Below are 23,685 nucleotides of genomic sequence, written 5' to 3' on the forward strand. Positions count from 1 at the left end.
CATGTTTCGACACGCCGGCGATGCCGACGCGAGACAGCAGACGTCAGGGTTCCAGCCGACCGCCGCGGGCACCGTGCGCGATCTGCGGGAGCGTACCAATTTAGCCGAGGCCATCTCCTTCTTCGCCTCGCGCCAGGAAGCGCAGACATTTGCCGCCACCGCCCTTGCACACGCGCTCCCCGTCCTGCCGCAGGCAGTTCGCTACGTCGACTACGGCGGCGGCCAGGGCGTGCTCGCCGATGCGATGCGCAACGCGCTGTCGGCTGCCGGGCGGGAATGCGACGTCGCCGTGGTGGATTCCAACCTGCGCTACCTGCAGGATGCGCGTGCGCTGAATCTCGATACCCGGCTCGCCAACATCGAAGAATGCCCGTTGCACGACGCCGATCTGGCGTCCATGCGCCTGGTCAACCATTACTGCGGATACAACCAGCAGGCCGCGATCCTGCGCAGTATCCACGCCGGCCTGCGCCCAGGCGGCGTGTTCGTGTCCCAGATCGAGACCGGCAGCGACGCGATCTGCCGCTTGCAGACCAGGATAAGCAACGCCTTGTCGCAGGAAGGCTGCAGCGGCTACTACTGGCCGACATTGGATGAATACGTCGAACTCGCACAGGCGGCCGGCTTCGTCGGGATCGACGTTATCGGCGAAAGCGCGCCGGTTGAATCGACCATCAACGAAGGCCTGGCCGCGGCATGGCGGCGGTTCAACGGCCGCGAACTGCAGGCGCTGGTGGCCGACGACAGCGCCGAACAGATGCAGCAACTGCTCGCCCGGCGAGCGCTTTTTTTCAAGATGTGCCACGGCCTGATCGCCGAAGAACTGGACGCCGCGACCTCCGACGCCTCAGCAGGGCCCGCATTGAGCAAGTTCAAGCTTCGCTACCCGGTGCTGTACTGCCGGCGCTCAGAATAATCGTTGCCCGTTCGCGGGCGGCAGAACCGATCCGACGCTGACTGAAGACCAATTTCCCATGTCAAACATCACAATCCAAGGATTCACCTGCTCGCCGCAGCAGAGCCTGTTGTGGTCATCCCTGCGGCGTCCAGACGCCAAGGCGTATGTGCAAGGGGTCGTACGCATCGCCGGTTACGACGAGGGCCGGGTCCAGGCGGCGTTCGCGCAACTGGAACGACGCCACGAGTCGCTGCGCACGCGCTTCGCCTTGTTGCCGGGCATGCGCGATCCGTTGCAGGTGATCGTCGAGGACGGCGGTGCCTGGAGCGACGGTGCCGACCTGCGCGATCATGCCGACGCCGCTGCACGGCTGCAGGAGCTGTGTCGTGAAGAGGCCGGCAAACCATTCGATTTCGAACACGGGCCGCTGCTGCGCGCCGCCTGTGTGCGCAGCGGTGAAGATGCCCTGACGCTGGTTGTGACCGCCTCGCCGCTGGTGGTCGATCGCGGTTCGATCGTACGGATCGCCGGCGAGCTCGCCACGATTCTGGCCGGCACCGCGGACGCCGGCGAGGACGGTTACCAGTACGCCGACTACGCCAGTTGGCGCAACAGTCTGCTCGAATCCGAAGAGCACGCCGCGGCGCGGTCGTTCTGGGAAGCCGCGGCTGCCTACCAGGCATCACACGGCGGCGACCAGGCGCCGGTCGACACCGGGCAGGTCAGCGTCGCGTTCGATGCCTCCGTGGCCCAGCGCCTGGCAGGCATCGCGCAGACCTCAGGCGCGTCGCTGAGCGAGGCGTTGCTGTGCGCGTGGCTGACCTATTGCGGACGGCTCGACGGTGCCAGCTCCGCGCGCGTGGAATCCAGCTTCGACGGCCGTACCCATGCCGAGCTGGAGCGCGCGATCGGCCCCTTCGAACAGCGGCTTCCGGTCGATCTGGAATGGCGCGACAGCGACGTGTTCGGCGAAACATTGCGCAAGCTCATGGGTGTCGTCGACGGCATCCGCGCCCATCAGGATTACGCCGGACCCGACGTCGGCGCTGGCAATGCCTATGCGGTGCGCGGTTTCGATTTTCTCGATCTGGGCACGGGCGCCGCCGCTGGACGCGTGCAGGTTGCGCACGTGGCCCGGCAAGGCGCACCGCGCAAGCTCAGCCTGCAGGTCGAACGCTCCGCAGCGGGCGAGTACGCGTTGGTGCTGCAGTTCGACCGTGGACGTTGGTCGGTCGAGGAAGCGCAGCGCATCGCCGACGGGCTGACCGCCTATCTGGCCGACATCGCGCAACAGCCGGATCTCGCGCTCGATCGCCTGCGTATCGTCACCGAAGGCGAGAAGACCCGGCTGCTGGAGTTCTTCAACCAGACCGCGACCGTCTACCCGGGCTCGGAGCTGTTCCATCGTTTGTTCGAGCAGCAGGCGCGCGATACACCGCATAACACCGCAGTCGTATATGGCCGTGACAGCCTGAGCTACGCCGAGCTGGACGCGCGCGCCGAACGGCTGGCGCAGGCGCTGTGCGCGCAAGACGGCGTCGCCGCCGGCAAGGATCACGTCGCGGTGCTGCTGCGCCGTACTCCGGAGTTGCTGGTCGCCGTGCTCGGCGTGATGAAGGCCGGGCGCGCGTACGTGCCGCTGGATCCCGAACATCCCACGCCACGCTTCCAGGCCCTGCTCGCCGATCTGTCGTTGCCGCCGGTGATCACCGAAGCGGCGCTGGCCGAGCGGGTTCCGCCGGGCGTGGCGGTGCTGCGCATCGACCAGCTCGACGCGACCGGTTCGCAACCGCAGACACCGCCGCAAGCCGAGACCGCCAATGAGGACGGCGAACGCGTCGCCTACGTCCTGTTCACCTCCGGCTCCACCGGCCGGCCCAAGGGCGTGGCGATTCCGCACCGTGCGCTCAGCAACTACGTGAAATGGTCTGCCGCGACCTACGGCCTGGCCAGCGGGCAGGGCGCCCTGGTGCATACCTCGATCGCGTTCGACCTGACCATCACCAGCCTGTTGGCGCCGTTAACGGTCGGCCAGCGCGTGGTCCTGCTGCCCGAAGACGACGGCGTCGCCGCGCTGGCGCGCGCGCTCCAGCCAGGCAGCGATTACAGCCTGGTCAAGATCACCCCGTCCCATCTGAAGACCCTGCGCGGGCTGATGGCGCCAGGCACTCTCGACAACAGTATTCGCGTGCTGGTGATCGGCGGCGAAGCGCTGGAAGCGGCGATGCTCGAGGACATTCGCAGCCACGCGCCGACGATGCGCGTATTCAACGAGTACGGCCCGACCGAAGCGACGGTCGGCTGCAGCGCCTGGGAACTGGGGCCGGCCGATCAACACGGTGCGGTGCCGATCGGCCATCCGATCGCCAATACCGCGCTGTACGTGCTGGACCGCCACGGCCAGCCGGTCCCGATCGGCACGCCCGGCGAACTGCACGTCGGCGGCAAAGGGATTGCCATCGGATACACCGGCGCCGACCAGCTGGAAGGGTTCCGCGCCAACCCCTGGGGTCCGGGGCTGTCGTACAAGACCGGCGATTTCGTCCGCCGCCGCGAGGACGGCGCGCTGGTGTTCCTGGGCCGCGTCGACGAGGAAATCAAGGTCAACGGCGTACGCATCCAGCCGTCCGAAATCGAAGCGGCGTTGTCGCAACATCCCGCGGTGGCGGAAGCGTTCGTCGTGGCCTACACCAATGCCGGCGGCGAGCGCCGGCTGGTCGCCTATATCGTCGCGCGGCCTGGCCAGAGCGTGCATCCGCAAGCCCTGCGCGACTGGCTGGCGCAGCGGCTGCCGATCGCGATGACGCCGTCGTCGTTCATCACCGTCGCCGCGATTCCGGTCAACCGCAACGGCAAGCGCGATGCATCCGCGTTGCCGCCGCCCGAGAACGCAGTGATGACGCTGGCGCCGTACGTGGAGCCGCGCAACGAGGAAGAGCGCGTCCTGCAGAACATCTTCGCCAGGATCTTCGAATCCGAGCGCATCGGCATCGACGACAACTATTTCGTCCTCGGCGGCGATTCGCTGCGCAGCGTGCAGGTCTCGGCGCTTGCGCAGAAGATGGGGCTGATGGTCTCGGTGGCGCAGATCCATCGCAGCCCGACCATCCGCGAGCTGGCAGCGAAGGTGCGCGTGGGCGATCCGTTGCTGGAATCGGCGCCCAACACCGTGCCGTTCAGCCTGATTTCCGCGCAGGACCGTGCGGCGATGTCCGACGACATCGAGGACGCGTATCCGCTGAACCTGCTCCAGGAGGGCATGATCTATCACCGCGAGTTCGCGGCGAAATCGGCCGTCTATCACGCGATGTGCTCCTATCGCATCCGCGCGCCGTTCGACCTGGACCTCATGCGCAAGGTGATCCAGGAGCTGGTCGAGCGTCATCCGCTGTTGAGGACGTCGTTCGACCTGTCCACCTACAGCCGGCCGCTGCAGCTGATCCACAAGACATTCGAGCTGCCGTTCCGGTTCGACGACCTGCGCGGCCAGTCGCCGCAGTCCCAGGACGAGACGGTCGACCAGTGGATGGAGCAGGAGAAGCAAACCGGCTTCGACCTCGATGGCTATCCGCTGATTCGCTACCAGGTGCACCTGCTGGAAGACGGCGTATTCCAGCTCGGCTACAGCTTCCACCACGAGATCATCGATGGCTGGAGCGACGCGTTCATGGTGACCGAGCTGCTGACCCACTACCTGTCCACAGTGTTCGGCCAGCCCTACGAGGCACCGCTGCCGACCACGACCTTCCGCGAGGCCATCGCGCTGGAACAGGTGGCGTTGAAGACCGAGCGTTTCCGCGAGTTCTGGCTCAAGTACCTCGACGACGCGCAGCTGATGAACCTGCCGCGCCTGATCGGACGGCTCAAGGCAGACAAGGGCGCACGCAAGATCATCAAGTTCGAGATCCCGATTTCCCAACAGCTGTCCGATTCGGTCAAGGCATTGGCCGAGAAATTCGGCGTACCGCTGAAGACGCTGCTGCTGGCCGTGCATCTGCGGGTCATGAGCGTGTTCGGCGGCGGCAAGGACGTGCTCAGCTACACGGTCGGCAACGGCCGTCCCGAAAACAGCGAAGGCCACGGTGTGATCGGGCTGTTCGTCAACAGCCTGGCGTTCCGGCTGCCGATGCCCGGCGGCACCTGGGAGGAACTGGCCCAGTCAGTGCTCAAGCGCGAGCAGGAACTGCTGCCGTACCGGCGTTATCCGATGGCCGAGCTCAAACGCCAGGCCGGCAACGAGCCGCTGTCCGAAACGCTGTTCTTCTACAACCATTACCACGTTGCCGACGTGCTGCAGCGCTGGAGCGACGCTGAGTTGCTGGGGCTGAAGGTCTACGGCGAATCCACCTTCCCGTACTGCATCAACGCCTATCTGGCCCCGGTCACCAAACTGCTCGGAATGCGGGTCGAGTACGACAGCCTGCAATACACCGCCGAGTTGATGGAAGTGATCGGCCAATGCTACCTGAGCGTGCTCGACAGCATGGTCGCCGCGCCGAACGGGCGTTACGACGAGGATCCTTTCATCAGCGACGCCGATCTGCGCAAGCTCACCCACGACTGGAGCGCCACGCCGGAAGTGCCCACGGACTGCCAGGGTATCCATCGCCTGATCGAGGCCGTCGCGCGCGCCACCCCGGACCGCGTCGCCGTCACCCAGGGCGAGGAACATCTTTCCTATGGCGCGCTCAACCGCAAAGCCAACCAGCTCGCGCGACATTTGCGCGAGAGCGGCGTGCGCCCGGGCGATCTGGTGCCGCTGTGCCTGAACCGTTCGGTCTGGATGCCCGTGGCGATTCTCGGCGTGCTCAAGGCCGGCGCGGCCTACGTGCCGATCGATCCGAGCAATCCCAAGGATCGCATCGAGCTGGCTTTGCAGGACATCTCATCGGCAATCGTGGTGACGACCTCGGATCTGGTCGAGATCGCCGGCCTCGGCGGTGCGCGGCCGCTGCTGCTGGATCGCGAGAGCGAAGCGCTCGACGCACTGCCTGGACACAACCTGGCGCTGCCGGATATGGGCGATCGTCCTGCCTACGTGATCTACACCTCCGGCTCGACCGGCCGGCCGAAGGGTGTGCAGATTCCGCACCGTGCGTTGATCAATTCGACCCTGGCGCGGCGCGAGTTCTACCTGGAGCGCGTGGAGAACTTCCTGCTGCTGTCCTCGTATGCGTTCGACAGCTCGGTCGCCGGCATTTTCTGGACCCTGGTCGACGGCGGCAGGCTGGTGCTGCAACCCGAATCGGCCGGCGTCGACCTGACCACGGTCGAAGACGCGGTACTCGACGAACAGATCACCCACACGCTGAGCATTCCCTCGCTGTATGACGCGTTGCTGCAACAGCACCGCGATCTCGGTCCGCTGGCGCTGAAGACCGTGATCATGGCCGGCGAAGCCTGTCCGGCCGAGTTGTATGAATGCCACAGCCGCACGCTGCCGAAGGTGGCGTTCTTCAACGAGTACGGGCCGACCGAAGCCACGGTATGGTCGACGGTGTCGCGTGGCGAGGCCACGCCGCTGTGCCCGTCGGTGCTTATCGGCAAACCCGTTCCGGGCACGCAGGTGCTGGTACTGGACGCATTCGGCTTCCCCGTGCCGGTCGGTGTCGCCGGCGAACTGCATATCGCCGGAACCGGACTCGCCGACGGCTACGTGCAAGGCCAGGCGCTGACCGCCGAGCGTTTCGTGCCCAATCCGTACGCCGCCACGCCCGGCGGGCGCATGTACCGCAGCGGCGATCTGGTGCGCTGGATGGCCGACGGCCGCCTCGACTTCCTCGGCCGCATGGACGGCCAAGTCAAGATCAACGGGTTCCGGGTCGAGACAAGCGAAATCGAATCGGTACTCGGCAAGCATCCCGACGTGCATCGCGCGGTCGTGCAGGTGCGTTCGGAAAAGGACGGAGCCAAGCGGCTGGTGGCCTACATCCTCGCCGACACCCGGGACGAGCCGGCGCTCATCAACGAACTCAGCCAGTTGGCCCGCGACAAGCTGCCGAAGTACATGCTGCCTGCGCAATACGTGCGCCTGGAAACCCTGCCGACCACGGTCAGCGGCAAGCTCGACCTCAAGTCGCTGCCCGAACCGCCGAAGGAGCGCGTCGGCAACGTCGAGATCAGACTGCCGCGCACCACCACCGAAGAGGTTCTGGCGGGCATCTGGTCCGAGGTGCTCGGCGTGCCGGTGGTCGGTATCGATCAGCATTTCTACGAACTGGGAGGAGAGTCCTTGCGCGCGATGCGCATCATGGCCCGCATGCGTAGCGCGTTCAAAGTGCAACTTCCGATCAACTTGCTGATGACCGACGACCTCAACGTCGAACGCGTCGCCGAAGTGATCGAAGCCACCCTGTGGAGCCAGGCGCAGCAGCGGAGCGCATCGGATCACGTTGTCGGCAGCGTCTAGCGGGCGGGCACGATGTCTTTGTCCGAATTTCTGGCGGAACTCAACGCGTCGGGCGTGCGCCTCTGGCTAGATCAGGGCGCACTGCGCTATTCCTGTCCCGCGCCCGGGCTGCGCCCGGATCAGCTCGCCAGACTCGCCGCAGTCAAGCACGATATCTGCCAGCTGATCCGCAGGACCTCGACGCATGCGCCGGCCCAGGTTGCGCCGGCGAACGCGGGCGATGCCGGAGCAACGCGGCTCACCTTCGAACAACGACGCATCTGGCGCAGTTGCCTGATCGCTCCGCAAACGCGCGCGTTCAACATCTGCGGACAGGCCGAACTGGCCGGCGAACTCAATCTCGCCGCGCTGGAACAGGCGCTGCAAGAAATTTCGCGCCGTCACCCCGTCCTGCGCGCGCACGTCGATGGTCCGGAGGACCGCTGCGCGCTGGTTGCCGGTGCGGACGCGCTGCCGCGGCTGCCCTGCATCGACCTGAGCGGCCTGGTCCATGGCGACGCCGTGGCCGCGCGCTTGTGCGACGAGGAGAGCCGCCGCCCGTTCGATTTGCGGCGCGGGCCATTGCTGCGCGCGTTGCTGATCGTGCGCGCACCGCGGCGTCACGCGCTGGTGCTGAGCCTGCACCATCTGGTCTGCGACCACTGGTCGGTGCAGGTTCTGACCCGCGAGCTGCACGCGCTGTACGTGTCCTACACGCGCGGTGGGACCGGCGCGCTTGCCCCGCTGCGCAAGCGGTTTGGCGACTATGCCGCGGCTGAATCCGCGCGTGCCGATGGCGACGGATTCGCCGACGGGCTGAGGTTCTGGGAGAGCCAGCTGCATGGGCTGCGCCCGACCTTGCTGCCCTCGACCGCGGATCCGGGACAGGACGCGATCGCCAGCGAGCAGGCCGTGCTCGCGGCGCCGGCGCTGCACGCGCTTCGCGCGCATGCACGTTCGCGCCGGGTCGGGCTTCCAGTGCTGCTGATGACCGCGTTGTTCGTGCTATTGCGCGAATACGTCGACCAGGACGACTTGTGCGTGGGCACCACGGTGGTGCATAGGCCGCATCCCGACGACGAAGCACTGATCGGCTTGCTGATCAACACCCTGGTGCTGCGCTGCGACCTGTCCGGGGCGGCGACGTTGGATGCCGTGCTGGCGCGGATGAAAATCGCCTGGAATGCGTCGGTCGCGCATTCGGACGTGCCATTCCAGCTGGTGCTGGACCGGATCCGCCCGTCGCTGGGTCCGCATGCGTTGCCGTTCAACGTGGGTGTGGAAATTCGTGCGGATGTTTCCTTGGCGTCGGAACAGGTGCCGGGACTGCGGGTCACCCCTGTGCAGTCGCGTTTCGTCGCGCCGGTGCGGGACTTGACGCTGTTCCTGGAAGAGGCCGCCGACTGCCTGGCCGTCCGCTTCGAGTACCGCAGCGGCGCGTTTGCCGCCAACGCCATCGCCGGCTTGCAGCGTCGCTATGTCGCGCTGCTGCAAGCCCTGCCTGCGCTGCTGCCGTCGTCGATCGACGCGCTGCCGGTGGAGCGGCCGCCTGACCTGATGCAGGCATTGGCCCAGGGCGCGTCGACCATCGTCGACATGCTGTACCGGCACGCACAGGACCGGCCCGATGCGATCGCGCTGGAGACGATTTCGGAGGATGGCGCGAGCACCCAATGGAGCTATGCGGGGCTGCGCCGCCGCGTGGATCGGGCCGCGGCGGCGATGCGGATGCGGGTCGGAACCGAGACGGTAGTGGCGCTCTGCATCGGCGATCCGGTCGAGTGCCGGATCGCCGCGCTCGCGTTGATGCGTGCCGGCGCCGCGCCGCTCGCACTGGATCCGGAGTGGCCAGCCGCGCAGGTCGACGTCGTTCTCGCGCAGGTCGGTGCGCTCGCGGTGCTGGCCGATCGTGCGGTGCCTGGCGTGTTGCCGCTGTGGCGCTGGCAGGACATAGCGGCCGGCGCGGGCGAGGCCGCACCGCCGGCGCCACCGCCGGCCAGCATGGCCTGGGTTCGGGTGCGCGATGGCGCGCAGGCCGGTGCCGTCGCGATCGAGCATCGCGCGCTGGTGCGCGCCGTCGAGGCGCTGGCGGCGAACCTGGAACGCGCGTCATGCGCTCGCTTGCTGGCAACCGCCGCGCCATGGCACCAGGCTTTCCTGATGGAGTTATGCCTGCCGCTGGCTTGCGGCGGCACGCTCGTGGCCACGCAAGCTACCGTGCACGCGGCCGCAGCGCTGATGTGCACCGAACCCGATGTAATGCACGCCGTTCCGGGCGTCGTCGACCGCATGCTGCAAGCGCGCGGGCTGCCTGTCTCCTTGCGCGTGATCGTGATCACCGCGGAGAGCTTGTACGCGGACACATTGAACCGGTTGTTTTCCCAGGTTTCGATCGAACGCGTCGTGCACGGCCATGCCTGCGCGGAATCGGCCCTGGTGTCCAGCGTCGCCGTGATCAGGCGGCGCGATCGCGGCGAGACGATGCAGGCGCGGGGCAGGGTGGATGGACCGGCAATTGCAGATCTCATCCGCTTACCGCAACCGTTTGATACGCAGCTGGCACCCTCGAACGCGCCGTCGCTGGACGCCGCATCGCGGCGGCAGGTGGTGCAGGACTTCAACGCCACCGACCGCGCCTGTGCCGACGGATTGGTGCACACGCTGTTCGAAGCGCAGGTGGCGCGCACGCCCGATGCGATCGCCGCGGTCGATGCCAATGAGCAGGTCAGCTACGCCGCACTGGACCGGCGTGCCAATCGGCTGGCCCGGCATCTGCGCGCCTGCGGGGTCGGCCCGGAGCACCGCGTGGCGGTGAGCGTGGAGCGCGGGGTACCGTTGTTGCTGGCATTGCTGGCCACGCTCAAGGCTGGCGGCGCCTATGTGCCGCTGGACCCGGACGCGCCGCCGCAGCGCCTGGCCGAGATGTTGCACGACAGCCGGCCGACGGTGGTGCTGCAGACCCAGCGCACGCCGGTGCCGGCGCAGTTGGTCGGCGCCGCGCAGCAGGTGTGGCTGGACCAGCCGCACACCTGGGCGCAGTTGTCCGGTGCCGCCCTCGCGGTACCCGGACTGACGAACGCGCAGCTGGCCTACGTGATCTACACCTCCGGTTCGACCGGCCGGCCGAAGGGAGTGATGAACGCGCACCGCGGCGTGGTCAACCGGCTGCGCTGGATGCAGGACGCCTATGCGTTGCAACCCGGCCAGAGCGTCCTGCAGAAGACCCCGTGCAGTTTCGACGTGTCGGTATGGGAGTTCTTCTGGCCGCTGCTGGCCGGCGCCCGGCTGGTGTTTGCGCGGCCGGGCGGGCATCGCGATCCAGGCTATCTGCATGCGCTCATCGAGCGCGAAGGCATCGACACGCTGCACTTCGTGCCCTCGATGCTGGATGCTTTCGTGGAAGAGATCGGCGCCAGGGAAGTCGGCGCCGGGATGGAAGAGGTCGGTGCCGGTTCGACTTGCACATCGTTGACACAGGTGTTCTGCAGCGGCGAAGCCTTGTCGCGCGAACTGGCGCAGCGGTTCGCCGCGCGGTGGCCGCAGGTAGGCCTGCATAACCTGTACGGTCCGACCGAAGCGGCGGTGGACGTGACCGCCTACGCCTGCGCGCACCTGCCGCCAGCGGGCGAGGTGCCGATCGGCGCCCCGATCGCGAACGTACGGATCTACGTGCTGGACACGCATGGCGCACCGGTCCCGATCGGCGTGCCGGGCGAACTCTACATCGGCGGCATCGCCGTTGCACGTGGTTACGAAGCGCGTGCAGGCCTGACCGCCGAGCGCTTCGTGGTCGACACCCATGGGCCGACGCCGGGCGCACGGCTGTACCGCACCGGTGACCTGGGCCGTTGGCGCGCCGACGGCACGCTCGACTACCTGGGCCGCAACGACAGCCAGGTGAAGCTGCGCGGCCATCGCATCGAACTGGGCGAGATCGAAGCGTGCCTGCGCGACTGGCCGCAGGTCCGCGAAGCGGCGGTGGTGCTGCACGGCACGGGCGCACACGCGCGGCTGGTGGGCTACGTGACCGGCGCGGGCGCGCAATCCCCCGACCTGGACGCACTGCGCCAGCACCTGCGCGCACACTTGCCCACACCGATGCTGCCGGCGGCGCTGGTGCTGCTGCCGGCGATGCCGTTGACTCCGAACGGCAAGCTCGACCGCAAGACATTGCCGGCGCCGGCGATCGTTGCCGGGTGGGACGTGGCCACCGTCTCCGTCTGGGAGCATGAATCTGCCGACCCGGCCGGCCTGCATCCTGTGCGACGTCGTGCGTTGTTCGCGCCGATTGCGACGCCCTCGACGCGCGCCAACGTGCAGCTGTTGCGTCGGCAAAACGCCGACGCGCCGTTGGGCGCGACCGGCCGGATGGCGATCCGCGGTGCGGCCATCGCGCGCGGCTACCTCGGGCAACCCGGATGGACGGCGGAGCGATTCCAACCGGACCCGGCGTCGCAAATCGCCGGAGCGCGACGCTGCCTGACCGACGACTTCGGGCGCATCGGCGCCGACGGCGCCTTGTATTGCCTGGGCGCCGACGGCGACACCCTCCTGCATGGCCGCGCCATCGAGCTGCCATCGCTGGAAGGCGCGTTGCGCGCGGATCAGCGGGTCCGCGCGGCCGCGGCGCGGATCGCCACCGACGATGCGGGCCGATCGTCGCTGACGGCGTACATCGTGGTCGACGAGAGCCGCTCCATCGGCATCGAGACCGAACTCATGCAGCGCCTGACCGAGCAGCTGCCTGAGTACATGCTTCCCGAGTCGCTGCTGCGTGTGCGTGCGCTGCCGCTCGCCGCCGACGGCAGGCTGGACCGGGCCCGCCTGTTGCTGTTGGACCGGCAAGAGCGGACGCCGTCGCATAGCCAAAGCGAAGGCGTCCTGGTCGGGATCTGGAAGCTGGTCCTGCAGAGCGACATAGTCGATGCCGATCGTAGCTTTTTCGAACTGGGCGGAAACTCACTGAATCTGCTGACCGCGGCGCGCCTGGTCAGCGATCGCTTCCAACGTAAGGTCACTGCCGCGGATCTGCTGCGGCATGTGTCGCTGCGCGGCCTGGCGCGCCATCTGGATGCGGCGAACGCACACCAGGACGACGGCGATACGCCGCAACGCCGGGCCGCTGCACGCCTGAGCGCGCTGCGCGAGCGTCCACGCCGCGCTAGTGGGGCGCGGCCATGAACGCGTCACCCTCCCGTGACGGCCCGCACTTGCTCAACGGCTTGCGCTACCTGGGCATCGCCGTCGAAGCGGATGCGACGCAGCTCAGACTCAACGCGCCGGCCGGCGTCCTCACGCCGACCATGCAGGCCGCGATCAAGGCACACAAGCCGGCGTTGCTCGCCGCTGCGAACGCCGCCGTCGCGCCGTCGCCGCAGTCCGGGTTGCCGCTCTCGTTCGAACAGCAACGCGTGTGGCTGGCGCAGCAACTGGCTCCGGATTCGCCGGAATTCAATCTCGCGCTCGCCTTCAGGATCGACGGCCCGCTCGCGCCCGAAGCGCTCGCGCGCGCGATGACCGACATCGTGCGACGGCACGAAATCCTGCGCACCGTGTATACCGGCGGCGCCGAGCCGGCGCAGGTGATCGGCGAGGCCGTCGACGTGCCGTTGCCGATCGTGGATCTGCGTGCGCTGGCCGAAGCGGACCGCGAACGCGTCGCCGAACAGATCGCCAACGCCGAGATCCACCGACGTTTCGACCTGCGGCGCGACCTGCCGCTGCGCCCGCTGCTGCTGAAGCTGCAGCCGCAACGGCATTGGCTGGTGATATCGCGCCACCACATCGCCGCCGACGGCTGGTCACTGGGGCTGTTCCTGCGCGAACTGGTTTTCGCTTACGAGGCATTCCGGCGCGGCCGTCCGGCCGGGCTTGCCGCGCCGGAAATCCAGTACGCCCGTTACGCGGTCGAACAGCGCCTGGCCAGCGACGAGCAGGAAAATGCCCGCCACCTGCGTTATTGGCAGGACCGGCTGCGCGGCGCCGACCCCAACGTTTTCCCGCACATGCGCAGGGCACCGGCCGCGACCACCGGCAGCGTGGTCGTGCGCCAACTCGACCTGGCCCAGGCACAACGCATCACGGCCTGGTGCCGGCGGACCGGCGTCACCGTATTCGCCGCCTACCTGGCGGTATTCCTGGCAGTACTGCGGCATCGCAGCGGGCGGCGCGATCTGGTGATCGCGACCGACTACGTCAATCGCGACAGCGTGGAGCGCGAATCGGTGATCGGCATGTTCGTCAGGCGCCTGACCCTGCGCTGCGAACTTCAGGACGACAACAGCTTGCTCGACCTGGCCAGGCAGGTGAAACGGGTGACGTTCGAGGCCTGCAGCCATGCCGAGGTGCCGCCCGAGCGCATCGCTCGATTGCTGGACCGCGACGGCAGTGGCGGCCGGCCGCAGGTGATGTTCGGCATGCACGGTGCACCGCTGCATGCGCCGTACCGCGACCTCGCGTTGTACGGTACCCGCCGCGCCGAACTGCTGGACCTGCAGGTCGCGACCAACGAATTTCCCCTGAGCATGTACGTGAGCGACACCGCTGCGGGCCCGGTGCTGGTGCTGCGCCACGACGACGCGGTTGTCGCCAAGGCCGAAGCCGACATGCTTCTGCTACAGTTCCAGGGCCTGATCGGTCTCCTCGCCGAGACAGGCGATGCCTCACTGAAACAGCTATACGCAGTGGCGGCCACGGCGGAGCGCGAAGCCGCGGCCAATTACCTGACGATGAGAGCCCGCCGCTTCGGCCAGCGGTCCCTCGACACCAGAGGCGTCCAACAGTGAAGTTCAGCGACTATCGGAAGGTCGTTACTCCCGCGTCAGCGCTGCCTGCCGAACAGGATGCGCTGCTGGATCTGGTCGAGATCGCGAGCAATCACGACGAACTTCCGATCTTCGTCACCCCGAAGCGTCCGATCGATCTGGCCGCCTGGCTCGCCGCCGCGGCGCCATCGCTGCATGCGCTGGCAGACACGCGCGGCGCGTTGCTGTTTCGAGGCTTCAGCGTGCATGGCGCGGTCGACATGGAACGCTGCGTGCGCAACCTGATCGGCGAGCCGATGGATTATCGCGAGAACACGTCGCCGCGCACCGCCGTGCGCGGCAACATCCGCACGTCCACCGACTATCCGGAGACAGAAACGATCCTGCTGCACAACGAGCATTCGTACAGCAGGCTCTTCCCGATGCGGGTGTTCTTCCATTGCACCGTGCCGGCCAGCAGCGGCGGCAACACGCCCATCGCCGACTGCGGCGGCGTGCAACGCCGGATCGATCCGGCGATCGTGCAACGTTTCCGCGAACGCGGCTGGCTGTACGTGCGCAATTTCGTCGCCGAGGTCGGCCAGTCCTGGCAGACCGTCTACCAATGCGAGGATCGCGACACGCTGGAACGATTGCTGGACGACGCCGACATCGGTTTCGAATGGAATGCGGCCGGACGCTTGCGCACGCGGATCCTGCGCCCCGCAGAAAGCCGGCACCCCACGACCGGAGAATCGCTGTGGTTGAACCATCTGCTGTTCTGGCACTTTTCCAGCCTGGACCTGCAGATGCAGCGCATGATCCGGTCCGAGTTCGGCGAGTCCGAGCTACCACACCAGACCTACTACGGCGACGGCGAGCCGATCGAAGAAGACGTGCTGGCGAACATCCGCGAGGCGTACGAGCAGGAGCGGTGTGCGTTCGCGTGGCAGGCCGGCGATCTGCTGATGCTGGACAACATGAAGGTCGCACACGGACGCGATGCCTACGTCGGCCCGCGCAACCTGTTATTTGCCATGGGCCATCCCTACGACCGGCGCAACAGCAACGAGTGGATCCGCGCGCATGCGTAACGCCGGCGACGACTACCGCCGGCGCTGGCTCGAACGTCGGCAGCGCGGTGCCGAGGCAGCGACCGGCGATGGCTGCGTGACAGCACCCGACGCGACCGGCGCGGTGCGGGCGCTGTACGAATGCTATCCGTATCCATCGCGCGAGCAGGCCGCGCCGATCCGCGATGTATCCAACGCCATCGAGATGCTGCTTGGCCCTGGCGCGCTGCACGGCCGCTGCGTGCTCGATGCCGGCTGCGGGACCGGGCACCGCCTGGTCGGCATGGCGCGGCAGTTCCCGCACACCCGGTTCACCGGCCTGGACCTGTCCACCGCGTCTCTGGACGTGGCTGCGTCGCTGGTGGCACGGCACGGCCTGAGCAATGTAACCCTGCTGCAAGGCGACTTGTCGCACGGAAACATCGCCGGCCGCTACGACCTGATCGTCTCCACGGGCGTGATCCATCACCTGCCGTCGCCGCGCAGCGGATTCCAGTCCCTGGCCGGGGCGCTGTCAGACGACGGCCTGCTGTATGCCTGGCTCTACCACGCATACGGAGAATTCGAGCGCATGCTCGAGCGTGAGCTGGTCGCCGTGTTCCATGGCGACGGCGACGATCTGCAGCAGGGTATCGCCGTTGTCGATGCGTTGGGCTGCGTCCTGCCGGACGATCAATACGGCGCCACCGGCGCGCGCCTGGACGATGCGGAAGAGTGGCGGCGCAGCAAGCTCGCCGACGCGTACCTGCATCCGGTGGTGCATACCATGCGGATCGAACAGGCACTGGACCTGCTCGAAGGCACCGGCCTGGACTGGGCCGGCGTCAACGGCTGCAACTGCATGGGCCACAGCCATTTGTTCGACCTGCACCGGCTGGCCGACGGACTGGAGCGCGAGCTGTCGATCTATCCCGAGGCCGCGTTCGAGCATGCGGACATTCGCCGCCGCGCGCACGCGCTCGATCCGCTGAAGCAGCTGCGGGCGCTCGAATTGAAGTTGAAGCCCACCGGCTTTTCCATCGTGGCCGGGAAAAACGCTGCCCTCCGACACTGCACCCGGCGTATCGGCGGCAATGTCTTGCGACGCTGGAACTAACGTTGTGGACGACACTATGGACACGCACTTGACCCATCCTCTCTCCAGCCAGCAGCGCCGCACCTTGCGATGCCAGTTCGGTAGCGACGCGACGTTCTTCGTGGCGCAATGCTCCGCGCAGATCTCCGGTGCAATCGAGGACACGGCGCTCGCCGCGGCCTTATGCACCCTGGTGGAGCGCCACGAGATCCTGCGCGCCGAACTCGACGAGCTGGCCGACGACGCCGGTCACCACGACGCGGGCGAGGGCGACGCGCAGGCGACGGCACGGCCGATCGACATCGGGGTCGGCAGCCGCTTGCGGGCACGGCGATCGAACACCCCGGACGGCGCCCGGCTGGAGCTGAGCCTGCCCGCGGTGGTGGCCGATCGCGCGACCTTGCACAACCTGGTCGCGGAATTGAACGCGTTACTGGGCGATGGCGGCGCTGCGCTGCCCGAATCGGTGCCTTACGCGCTAGTGGTGCAATGGCAGCAGGATCTGCTGCGTGAACCCGAAGCCCAGGTCGGCGTCGCCTTCTGGCGGACCCGGCTGGCCAACCCGCCGGCGATACCGAGACTGTTGCTGGAGCGTGCGGATTCCGATGCGCGCTTCGCTCCGTCGCGGCTGTCGCTTCCCGTCGACGCCGCACTCGCCACGGCCGCCGCCGCGCTCGCCCGCAGGCTCGGGGTCAGCGTGCAGGCGGTGCTGGTCGCGACCTGGAAGACCCTGCTCGCGCGGATGACCGGCGCGCCGGAGGTGTTGCTCGGCATCGTCAGCGCGGGACGCGCCGACGAATCCTTGCAGCAGGTGATCGGCCCGCTGGCGCGCACGCTGCCGCTGCGGCTCCCGTTCCATGCGGCCATCCCGCTGCGCTCGGCGATCGAGGAAACCGACCGCTACCTGTTCGACGCCGATGCGTGGCAGGACTGCTTCGTCGGGGGCGACAACGCGATCGGCCCGGATGACGCGCAATTGCCGGCGTTCGTCTTCGAAATGCTGGAAACCGATGCACACGCAGCGGCTTCGCCGTTGCGGATCGTCGACGACTACGTCTGCAGCCAGACCTTCCGCTTGCGGCTGGGCTGGCGCACGCTTGCGATCGACCTGGATTTCGACAGCGCACGCCTGAGCCCTGCCCAGGCCCGGCGTATCGCGACGGCGTTCGTGGAACTGCTGCAACGCGTCTGTGTTGAGCCCGACGTGGCCGGCGGCACGGTCGCGATCGCCGGCGTGGAGGAAACCCGCAACCTGTTGCAGTCGGTGTGCCTGGGGCCGGCGCTGGAAGGCGACGCGCCGCCGCCGGTGCATGTCGCGTTCGCAACCATCGCCCAACGATTCCCGCAGCGGATCGCGATCGCTGCGGTGGACGGCGCGGTCTCGTTCGCCCAACTCGAACGTGCCAGCCGGCGCGTCGCGCAGGATCTGCTCGACCACGGCATCGGCGCGGAGCAGGTGGTGGCGATCCTGGCCGAGGACGCCGTGAACACGATCGTCGCCGTGCTCGGCATCCTCAGGGCCGGCGCGGTGTTGCTGCCGCTCGACCGCCTGGCACCGCCGCAGCGGCTCGAAACGATCGTCGCGCGCGCGCGGCCGGCCGCGTTCATCGCCACCACGCCGGCGTCCCGGGGAGCGCTGCAACCCCTGGCCGCGGCGACGGCGGCGCCGTTGCTGGACTGCGACGGCGGTGCGCCGGCGCAGCGGGAGCTGCCCCCGGTGGCGATTCATCCGCAGCAGGCGGCGTATGTGCTGTACACCTCGGGCTCGACCGGCGAACCCAAGGGCATCGCCGTCCCGCACGCTGCGCTGGCCAACCACATGGCGTGGATCGTCGACGCGTTGCGCATCGGCCCGCAGGATCGCGTCCTGCAGCGCACGCCACTGAGTTTCGATGCCTCGATCTGGGAAGTGTTCGCGCCGCTGATCACCGGCGCCTGTCTGGTGCAGTGCGCACCGGACGCCAACTTCGACGTCGACGGCCTGCTGCAGACCATCGTGCGCAACGAGGTCACGGTGATGCAAACCGTGCCGAGCCTGCTGCAGGCGCTGTTGTCGGCCGGGTTTGCTGGCGCGGTTTCGCTCAGGACCCTGTGCTGCGGCGGGGACGTGTTGCCGGCGCGCCTGCGGCAGGAGGCGGCGCAGGTGCTGGACGCCGAGTTTGTCAATCTGTACGGGCCGACCGAAACCTGCATCGACGCATCGTGGTGGAGCGGCGACGCGCCGCACGGCGGCTCGATCCCGATCGGCAAGCCGATCGCCGGTGGCGAGATGTTCATCGTCGAATCCGGCCTGCCCGCACCGATCGGGGTGGGCGGCGAGATCCGCATCGGCGGTGCCGGGCTGGCGCGCGGTTACCTGCATCAGCCCGCCGCGACAGCGGTGGTGTTCTCGCCCCATCCGTGGTCGGCGCTGGCTGGCGCCCAGTTGTATCGCACCGGCGATTTCGGTTTCTGGGACGAAGAAGGTGCCGCGCATTTTCTCGGTCGCCAGGACGATCAGGTCAAGCTGCGCGGGGTCCGCGTCCAGCTGGAGGAAATCCGTTCGGCGCTGTTGCAGCATCCGGCGGTCGGCGAGTGCCAGGTCATGCTCAGCCGCGACGACGGGCAGGCGCACCAGGCCCTGCTGGCATTCGTCGAATTGCGCGCCGACCAGGACGCCACCCATGATTTCAGCGCCGAATGGCAACGGCACCTGCGTGCGCGACTGGCTGACACGGTCGTGCCGACCAGCTTCGTGGTACTGGCGCAGATGCCGCGCACCGCCAGTGGCAAACCGGACCGCAGCGCGCTGGCATCGCTGCAGGTGACGCCCAGGCGCAGCGCGCCGGCCACCGCCACCGAGCAGACCGTGGCGGTCATCTGGAAGGAACTGCTGGAGGTGGAAGAGGTCGACGCCGAGCAGAACTTCTTCGCCCTGGGCGGTCATTCGCTGCTATTGACCAAGCTGGTGGCGCGGGTCGCCGAAGAGCTTCAGGTGCAGGTGCCGCTGCGTGGCCTGTTCGATGCGCCGACGCTGTCCGGTTTCTCCGCGATGATCGACGCGCTGAAGGCGCAACCGCAGGCGCACGACCGGCCCGAGTCTGAACCGGAGTCGTCGCGCTCATGAAGCGCAGCTTCTCCGACTGGCGCGCGCAAAGCGCGCGGCAGGCGGTGCCTGCTGCGGACGATGCCGTCACGGACCTGCCGGGTGCACACGCGCCGGCGCCTGACGCACCGATCGCGGCGGCTGCGCAGCGCGACAGCTTTCCATTGTCCTTCACCCAGGAGCGGATCTGGTTCGTCAACCAGCTCGATCCGCTCAAGCCGATCTACGTCTGCCCGCACCCGGTGCGCCTGCGCGGGGCGTTGAAGCCGGCCGCGCTGGAAGCGGCCCTGTCGGCGATCGTCGCGCGCCACGAGCCGCTGCGCACGCGTTTCGCCATGCACGGACAACACCTGCGCCAGCAGGTTCTGCCGGCGCGGCGCCGGTTGATCCCGCTGGTCGACCTGAGCCACCTGCATGCGGACCAGGCCTGGCGCACCGCGACCGCGCTGGCCCAGAGCGATACGCTGCGGCCGTTCGACCTGAGGAACGCTCCATCGCTGCTGCGGGTCGCGCTGATCCGGCTGGCGGCCGACGACCACGTGCTGTTGTTCACCCTGCATCACCTGATCGGCGACGACTGGTCGATGGCGGTGCTGATCGAGGAAATGGCGCAGTGCTACGCCCAGTGCGTGCTCGGCCTGCCGTCCTCGCCATCGCCGCCATCGCTGCAATACGGAGATTACGCGCAATGGCAGCGCGACATGGCCGACGACGGTCGCCAGGAGGAGCGGCGCCGCTACTGGCACGACAAGCTGCGCGGCGTGCCGGTACTGAACCTGGCCACCGACCGCAACCGCGGCACGGTTCAATCCCATAGCGGTCACAAGGTGTTCGCGCAACTGCCGCCGCCGGTGATGGGCGGGCTGAAGGCCTTGTGCAACCAGGTCGGCACCACCCCGTTCGTGATCGTGCTGGCATTGTTCAAGTTGATTTTCCAGCGCTACTCCAACCAGGACGACATCGCCATCGGCGTACCCGTGGCCGGTCGCGCGCGGCCGGAGCTGCAACGCATGGTCGGCCCGGTGCTGAACATGCTGGTGATGCGCTCGACGATCGACGCGCGCATGCGCTTTGCCGACTTTCTCAAGGACGTGCGCAACACTGTCGTGGACGCCTTCGAGCACCAGGACGTTCCGTTCGAGAAGCTGGTGGAAGACCTGCAGCCGGCGCGCGACCTGAGCCATGCGCCGCTGTGCCAGGCGATCATCGCCTACCACTATGATTCGCTGCCGCGCTCGAGTTTCGCCGACCTCGCTGGCGAGCCGATCGCACTGTCGCGCGCGCCGGTGGTGTTCGACCTGGACATCACCGCGACCGAGCACGAGAACACGCTGTGGTTTTCGGTGACCTACGACACCCAGCTGTTCGACGAATCGACCGTGCGGCAGATGATGACCGAATATTCGCTGGCGGCCGCGGCGGTCGCCGCGGATCCGTCCATCACGCTGACCCGGTTGCGCGCCGAGTGCGCGCGCGCCTGCGCCGGGCCGCTGGCGCTGTGGAACGCCGCGCCACCGGTGGACGTGGCACAGCGCGACCTTGGCTCGCTGTTCCTGGATGCGGCGGTGGCCAGGCCGGACGCCGTGGCGCTGATCGCCGCGCAAGGGCGGGTGACCTACGCGGCACTGCGGCGAAGGGCGCTGCACATCGCCGGCCGCCTGCGCGCGGCGGGCGTCGGTCCCGAGCGCGTGGTCGGCAGCGCGATCGCGCGCTCGTGCGAGTCGGTGGCCGCGCTGCTCGGCATCCTGATCGCGGGCGGAGCCTATGCCTACATCGATCCGCACTATCCCGACAAACGCATCCGCGAATTGCTCGATCTCACCGACATCCGCGTCCTGCTTGCCACCGCGGCGGAGGCGCCGCGGTTCGCGTCGTTCGATGTACAGGTGGTGGTCGTCGACGGCGACGAACACCATGACCCGCAACCACTGCTGCGGCCGCGGCTGCACCCCGACAACAGCGCCTGCGTGGTCTTCACCTCCGGCTCGCAAGGCATTCCGAAAGCGGTGATCTCGCCGCACCGTGGACTGCTGAACCGGCTGCAATGGATGTGGGACACCCAGCCTTATCGCGACGGCGAGATCCTGGCCCACCGGGTCTCGCTCAATTTCGTCGACTGCATCTGCGAGGCAGTGGGGCCGTTGCTGCAAGGCCGGCCGCTGGCGATCGTCGACGAGCGTGCCGGCCACGACGTCGCCGAACTGCTGCGCACGCTGGCGCAGGAACAGGTCGGCCGGCTGGTGCTGATTCCGTCGCTGCTGGCGACCTTGCTCACGCTCGATCCCGACCTGGGCGCGAGCTTGCCCGCGCTGCGCCACTGGGTCTGCAGCGGCGAACCGCTGGATGCCGACCTGGTGCGACGCTTCCGCGACAGCGTGCCCGGCGCCAGGATCTACAACTTCTACGGATCTTCCGAGGTAGCCGCCGACGTCACCGCCGTCGATGTGACCGACACCGTTGCGCCGCACGGCGGCGTACCGCTCGGACGTCCGATTCACAACACCCGTGCCGCGCTCGTCGACGACCTGGGTTTCCCGGTGCCGCCCATCGTCGCCGGCGAAATGGTGATCGCCGGCGACGGCCTGGCGCGCGGCTACAGCCGCCTGCCGGCGGCGACGGCAGACCGGTTCCGGCCCAGCCCGCTCGGCGGAGCGCCCGGTGAACGGGTCTACATGACCGGCGATATGGCCAGGCTGAGTCTCGACGCCGAATGCAGTTTCGTCGGCCGTCGCGACCAGCAGATCAAGATCCATGGCAGGCGCATCGAACTGGGTGAAATCGAGAGCGCGATGCTCGCGCATGCGCGGGTGACGCAGGCCGCCGCACTGGCGGCGAGCGACGGACACCTGCTGGTGGGCTTCTATTCTTCCGACAGCGGGCTGGGCGAGCAGGAGTTGCTTGGTTCGCTCAGAACCCGCCTGCCGCAGTTCATGCTGCCCTCGCAATTGATCCGGATGCAGCGCCTGCCGTCGCTGGCCACCGGCAAGCTCGATCGCAAGGCGCTGTCGGCGCTGCACCCGCTGCACCCGCTGGATACGCCCGACGCGCAGCCGTCCACGCCGCTGGAAAAACAACTGGCCGATATCTGGCGGCGTGTGCTCAATCTGGACACGGTCGGCGCGCGTGCCGATTTCTTCTCGCTGGGCGGCCATTCGATGGCCGCGCTGCAGATGCTCTTTCTCATCGACAAGGAATTGCAGCGCAAGCTCGATATCGCCGCGTTGTTCCAGAATCCCACGGTGGCCGCGCTGGCCAGCCACATCGGTACGCTGGCGGCGGAGCCCGTCGACGAGTCGACCAGCGTTGAGGCGATCCCGGATCCGGCCAGCCGTGGCCAGCCGTTCCCGTTGACCGACCTGCAACAGGCCTATTGGGTCGGGCGCACCGATGCGTTCCGTTTCGGCCAGGTGTCGATCCACGCGTACTTCGAAATCGAGGCCGAGGGACTCGACCTGGGCCGCTTCACCCGCGTGTGGAACACGCTGGTGCACCGCCATGACATGTTGCGCGCGGTGGTGACTCCCGACGGCCAGCAGAAGATCCTGGCCGAGGTTCCCGATTACCGCATCGACGTGATCGACCTGCGCGACCTGGACGAATACGACGCGGGGCAGCGATTGTCGGCGTTGCGCGACGAGCTCTCGCACCAGGTGCTTCCGCTGGAACGCTGGCCCGGATTCGACGTCCGCGCCACCGTCCGCGACAGCGACCGCATCCGGCTGCACGTCAGCATCGACACGTTCTTCCTCGACGGGTGGAGCCAGCGGCTGCTGTTCGGTGAACTGGTCGCGCTGTATGACGACCCCGACGCCGTGCTCGACCCGCCGCAACTGCAGCTTTCGTTCCGCGACTGGTTCCTGGCGGCGCGCGAACTCGCCGCCACGCCCGCGTACGCGCGCTCGATGGCCGTCTGGACCGAACGGATCGGCAAGCTGGCGCCCGCGCCCGAGCTGCCGGTGCTGCACCGGCCAGGGCAGGGCGCGACCGCCAAGGTGCGCAACCTCAACGCGCAGCTCGACGCCGCAGCCACCCGGCGCCTGCGCGAGCGCGCCCACGCGTTGGGCCGGTCGATCGTCGACGTTGCGCTGGCGGGCTACGTGCGCATCGTCTCGGCGTGGAGCGCCAACGCGCGCTTCACTTTGAATATTCCCACGTTCAGCCGCATGCAATTGCATGCGCAGACCAACCGCGTGGTCGGGCCGTTCTCGAGTTTCACCATCGGCGAATTCGACGGATCGGCGGCGGGCAACTTCGCCGACCTGCTGGCACAGGCGCACATCCAGCTGCGCTTCGGCGCCGAACATCAGCTGGTCAGCGGCATCGAGCTGATGCGCGAGCTGCGACGCACACACGGCTTCGCCTATTACCTCCCGGTGGTGTTCACCAGCCTGATCTTCGACGCCGATGCGGCGGCGGTGGATTT

The 23,685-nt window shown here is 67.9% G+C and carries 7 protein-coding genes and 1 pseudogene; all 8 read left to right on the forward strand.

What is annotated here, in order from left to right:
- The first annotated feature begins 1 nt into the window (after nucleotide 1).
- Nucleotides 2-916: a methyltransferase domain-containing protein gene (locus AC1PLA_RS11105; RefSeq protein WP_104576180.1), complete on the forward strand. Its 915-nt coding sequence runs from the start codon at nucleotides 2-4 to the stop codon at nucleotides 914-916.
- A gap of 58 nt (nucleotides 917-974) precedes the next feature.
- Complete coding sequence (locus AC1PLA_RS11110) at nucleotides 975-7,307, forward strand: amino acid adenylation domain-containing protein (RefSeq protein WP_481104550.1); 6,333 nt, start codon at nucleotides 975-977, stop codon at nucleotides 7,305-7,307.
- Nucleotides 7,308-7,319: 12 nt separating this feature from the next.
- A complete protein-coding gene (locus tag AC1PLA_RS11115; RefSeq protein WP_374151288.1) occupies nucleotides 7,320-12,467 on the forward strand; it encodes an amino acid adenylation domain-containing protein in 5,148 nt (1,715 codons plus the stop codon).
- Nucleotides 12,468-12,496: 29 nt separating this feature from the next.
- Complete coding sequence (locus AC1PLA_RS11120; RefSeq protein WP_481075417.1) at nucleotides 12,497-14,071, forward strand: condensation domain-containing protein; 1,575 nt, start codon at nucleotides 12,497-12,499, stop codon at nucleotides 14,069-14,071.
- The gene (locus AC1PLA_RS11125) at nucleotides 14,068-15,123 is read left to right on the forward strand and encodes a TauD/TfdA family dioxygenase (RefSeq protein ID WP_481104551.1); all 1,056 of its coding nucleotides are present in this window, start codon (nucleotides 14,068-14,070) and stop codon (nucleotides 15,121-15,123) included. The genes AC1PLA_RS11120 and AC1PLA_RS11125 overlap by 4 nt, the downstream gene beginning before the upstream one ends.
- Nucleotides 15,116-16,198, forward strand: a complete 1,083-nt coding sequence (locus AC1PLA_RS11130; protein WP_273664671.1) for a class I SAM-dependent methyltransferase — start codon at nucleotides 15,116-15,118, stop codon at nucleotides 16,196-16,198. Before AC1PLA_RS11125 ends, AC1PLA_RS11130 begins: the two co-directional genes overlap by 8 nt.
- A gap of 28 nt (nucleotides 16,199-16,226) precedes the next feature.
- Nucleotides 16,227-19,283 carry a non-ribosomal peptide synthetase gene (locus AC1PLA_RS11135; RefSeq protein WP_349780774.1) on the forward strand — a complete coding sequence of 1,019 codons (3,057 nt, stop codon included), beginning with the start codon at nucleotides 16,227-16,229 and terminating at the stop codon, nucleotides 19,281-19,283.
- A pseudogene (locus tag AC1PLA_RS11140) lies at nucleotides 19,280-23,554 on the forward strand (amino acid adenylation domain-containing protein); the annotation flags it as partial. The gene AC1PLA_RS11135 and the pseudogene AC1PLA_RS11140, both read left to right, overlap by 4 nt.
- Nucleotides 23,555-23,685: the final 131 nt, after the last annotated feature.

It is taken from the genome of Xanthomonas sp. NCPPB 1826 (assembly GCF_056725285.1).

Excerpts from the sequence above, each read along its gene's own strand:
- AC1PLA_RS11105 (WP_104576180.1), top strand. The coding sequence starts at position 2 with ATGTTTCGACACGCCGGCGATGCCGACGCGAGACAGCAGACGTCAGGG.
- AC1PLA_RS11110 (WP_481104550.1), top strand. The coding sequence starts at position 975 with ATGTCAAACATCACAATCCAAGGATTCACCTGCTCGCCGCAGCAGAGC.
- AC1PLA_RS11115 (WP_374151288.1), top strand. The coding sequence starts at position 7,320 with ATGTCTTTGTCCGAATTTCTGGCGGAACTCAACGCGTCGGGCGTGCGC.
- AC1PLA_RS11130 (WP_273664671.1), top strand. The coding sequence starts at position 15,116 with ATGCGTAACGCCGGCGACGACTACCGCCGGCGCTGGCTCGAACGTCGG.